General features: G+C 48.4%; 4 protein-coding genes. 1 reads left to right on the top strand and 3 read right to left on the bottom strand.

What is annotated here, in order from left to right; translation table 11 throughout:
- On the bottom strand, window positions 1–763 hold a 763-nt coding region (locus ABVZ64_RS06845; protein ID WP_502892585.1), incomplete at its 3' end, for a PLP-dependent aminotransferase family protein.
- Window positions 764–832: 69 nt separating this feature from the next.
- Window positions 833–1,240 (bottom strand): DUF1540 domain-containing protein, encoded by a 408-nt coding sequence (locus tag ABVZ64_RS06840; protein ID WP_352400291.1) that lies wholly within the window; start codon window positions 1,238–1,240, stop codon window positions 833–835.
- 236 nt (window positions 1,241–1,476) lie between these two features.
- Here ABVZ64_RS06840 and ABVZ64_RS06835 point away from each other — a divergent pair, with 236 nt between their 5' ends.
- The gene (locus ABVZ64_RS06835) at window positions 1,477–2,313 is read left to right on the top strand and encodes an aminotransferase class IV (RefSeq protein ID WP_352400290.1); all 837 of its coding nucleotides are present in this window, start codon (window positions 1,477–1,479) and stop codon (window positions 2,311–2,313) included.
- 153 nt (window positions 2,314–2,466) lie between these two features.
- Here ABVZ64_RS06835 and ABVZ64_RS06830 read toward each other — a convergent pair.
- Window positions 2,467–3,118, bottom strand: a 652-nt coding sequence (locus tag ABVZ64_RS06830; RefSeq protein WP_352400289.1) for a formate--tetrahydrofolate ligase, incomplete at its 5' end; no start/stop codon positions are given.

Raw genomic sequence — 3,118 nt, 5'->3', positions numbered from 1 at the left:
GGTCGGTATAGACAATAAATTCGGCCCCCGCTTGCCGGGCAATTTTACCGATTTCCTCCGCCTGGGTCTCAATAAATCCCAAATAGGAGGGATTTTCAATAAAGACCGCCGCTACGTCGGTGGACATGTTCTTTTTCAGCTCATTAAGATCCAGCAACCCGGTATTCCCATCAAAACCTATTTTCACTATCTGAATTTCCGCTTGCGGTACGGAACTCAGATAGTTCTCCACTATCATGGATATCTCCGGATTCATGGTCGCCGGCAGCAAGACTTTTTTACGGCCGTTGATACGGTTGGCCATACGCAGGGAACTGGAAGCTGCCTGACCTCCATCATACATGGGAATACTGAGCACATCCATATCCATCAGCTCGCCCATGAGGCTGCAGTATTCGAACAGGGCCTGCCACTTGCCATGGTCGCCCATTGACTCACCTACATATGCGGTCAGGAATTCGCCCCGGCCATTTATTTCATCACAAACCGCGGGGACAAAATGCTGGGCACAGCCCGCGCCCAGGAAGCAAAGGTATTCGTCACAGGTCTTATTCTTGCTTAAGATTTCATCGGTATGCCGGCGAATTGAGTATTCGTCCAGGATTGGTTCCGGCAGCTGCATTTGCTGCTTGTATTTCAGATGCTCCGGAATCTCCTCATAAAGCTGCATCGGCTCGGTTACGCCGACTTCCTTCATCATCTGCGCCTTTATCTCCGGAACCGAGTTGGGTATATAAGGGTAAACAATCGGCTTTTTATGCATTCTGATTCCTCCATTCATATGCTTCTTGGTACAAAATCAGGGTTCTCAGGAGGTAGGCCACCAGCCCCTTTATTCCGGGTCATAGGTTTTGCACCGGGTGTCACCGGAAATGGCAGCGGCTGGCCCATCTATAGTAATCTCTTCCGCCCTGCAGACGTCATGCCCCCAGTACTTACAATCATCTGCATTACAGGCTACCAGCGGGGTAAGGTTGCTGGCACCGCTTTCATAAATATGACTGGAGTCGGCAGCATTGATCCCCAGATTATCATCTGCCATTACCGAGTCACGCAGGTCTGTTCCCGCCTGCACGTCTTTGCCGCTTACAAATTGTTTGTTTACATCGCGGGGATAAAAGGTATCGCACACTGCTGCATGACTGCTGTTTTCTACCTGAATCTCACCTGCCGCACAAAGGTCGTCCGGATGATGAAAGGCACAACTCTTAACTTTACAGGTGGTACTGGTTTTATCCACAATTTAGCCTCCTTTTTGTATAATTTCTTTAAAAGCGCCTTTTGGCAGAAAATTTTAATTTAACCTTGATTGTACTGTAGTAATCACTTCCTTCCAGAATATATCAATAGTTAGTATTTTCTTAATTCTCGAGACTATTCTTGGCATAAAATGGTATTGTATTTGCTTTGCCGAGATAAATAATCTCATCGGGGCGGGAAAAGCTAGTTAGAAAGTAAAAAATGGAGGTATTTACGATGGAAATTTCCTACCAGAAACATTGGGTAAAGAATGACCAGATAATGGAACAGCAAGATTTACCGGCCGATTTTATTGAGCACGGCATTTCCCTGTATGAGGTTTTGAGGGTAATTCAGGGAATACCGCTGTTTTTTGAGCAACACCTGGAAAGGTTAAAGCACACCGCCCAGCTAACCAGGCTGACTTTGCCCCTTGATGACGACGCTATCCGGAAACGTCTGCATGATTTGATTTCCAGTAATCAGGCAGATACCGGTAATGTCAAGATAGTGGTCAATTATCCGCCCTCGGGTGCAGCGGCCGATTTTTATGCTTATTTTGTCGAGCACAGTTACCCCTCTAAGAGCGATTATCAAAATGGGGTAAAAACAGTTCTGGTTCAGGTAGAACGGCCCAATCCCAATGCCAAGGTAGACCGGGCCGAATATCGCCGCGTGGTCGACGACGCCATACGTGAGAGCGGGTCTTATGAGGCATTGCTGACAGATCGCCAGGGCAACGTAAGTGAGGGGGGGAGGTCAAATTTATTCATGCTTAAAGGAGATATTGTATATACGGCTCCGGCCGACAAGGTATTAAAAGGAATAACCCGGCAGATGGTCTTTGCCGCCTGCCGCAACCGGGGCTATCGGGTGGCGGAAAAAGAGATAAGCCTTAAAGAAATGCTCAACATGGACGCCATCTTCATATCCGGCACTTCCCCCAAGGTACTGCCGGTAAGCCAGGTCGACGACCAGCGTATCAATTCCGGCAGCAATAAGATTATCCGGGATATTATGGCCGGGTATGACGCCATCATCGATGACTACATTAAAAGCCATCAGGTAAAGTAAACCAGTATCCATATATTTTCGGGATTAAATGAAATACGGGCAACCTTAATTGCGAGTATAGCGAGCATCAGAAACCGGGGTCAAATCTACGCCAATCTGCGACCAATAAAAAAGAGGCTGGAAAGATTGCTTTTCCCAGCCTCTTTTTTGTGATTAAAATAGGCCCACGATTTCGCCGTTGGGTTTGATATCGATTTTCTCGGCTGCCGGGGTCTTGCCCAAGCCGGGCATGGTCATGATGGTGCCGGTTAGGGCCACCACGAATCCCGCTCCGGCCGATAAGCGCACTTCTTTAACGTTGACGGTAAAGTCGCGGGGACGCCCTTTCTTGTCCGGATCGTCGGAAAGGGAGTATTGAGTTTTGGCCATGCATACCGGCAGGCTGCCGTAACCTAAATCTTCAAACTTCTGCAGCAGGCGACTTGCCTCAGCAGTATAACTGACTCCATCAGCACCATAGATTTCCCGGCAAACAGTTTCGATTTTGGCCTTGAGCGGCTGCTCCAACTCATACAGGAATTTGAAAGTGGAAGGCTTTTCAGCCGCTGCCACCACTTTTTGAGCCAATTCTTCACCGCCGGCGCCGCCTTCGGCCCATACCCGGGAGAGAGCGACATCCGCTCCCATGGCGGCGCATTGGTCGATGACAAAATCAACCTCTTCCCTGGTATCGGTGGGAAATTCGTTTAGCGCTACCACTACCGGCAGTCCGAATTTCTGAATATTTTCCAGCTGCTTTATAAGGTTTTCAATACCCTTTTCCAGGGCCGCCATATTCTTTTCTCCCAATTTGTCCTTGGCTACT

Origin of the sequence: Anaerotignum sp. (assembly GCF_040307045.1) — a bacterium.
GTDB lineage: Bacteria > Bacillota > Clostridia > Lachnospirales > Anaerotignaceae > Chakrabartyella.
The sequence above is the reverse complement of the archived record's forward strand: the minus strand, read 5'-3'. Positions and strand labels throughout refer to the sequence as shown.

Coding starts and splice junctions, on each gene's coding strand:
- ABVZ64_RS06835 (WP_352400290.1), top strand. CDS start 1,477: ATGGAAATTTCCTACCAGAAACATTGGGTAAAGAATGACCAGATAATG.